Raw genomic sequence first — 277 nt, 5'->3', positions numbered from 1 at the left:
AAATAAGGCTTAGAAGGCGTTTGATTGGCTAACGGTAAATAGCCAAATTCTTCTTCACCGCTAACCACATACTGCACATCAATATACTGTTGATGAACTTCAAAGGGTTCGATCTCTTTAGGCTTAGTTTCATAGTCATTGACGATAACGAAAATGTCTTTGCCTTCAAGCGGATAGTTGCCCACTTCAAGCTGGCTAAAGTCTGTGTCCGCGAGATGAGCTAATGCTTTGGCTAATCTCGGGCTAAGTTGAGTGTATAGGTGGCGATTTGCTAAAG

General features: G+C 42.2%; 1 protein-coding gene. It reads right to left on the bottom strand.

Annotation, left to right across the window (positions count from 1 at the left end; genetic code table 11):
• Nucleotides 1-277, bottom strand: a 277-nt coding sequence (locus AAEZ00_RS21135) for a NanQ anomerase/TabA/YiaL family protein (protein ID WP_351089852.1), incomplete at both ends; no start/stop codon positions are given.

It is taken from the genome of Shewanella sp. S1-49-MNA-CIBAN-0167 (assembly GCF_040310145.1).
In the GTDB taxonomy this organism is placed as follows: Bacteria; Pseudomonadota; Gammaproteobacteria; order Enterobacterales; family Shewanellaceae; genus Shewanella; species Shewanella psychromarinicola.
Note: the sequence above shows the minus strand (reverse complement) of the source record. Positions and strands in the feature narration are given on the sequence as shown.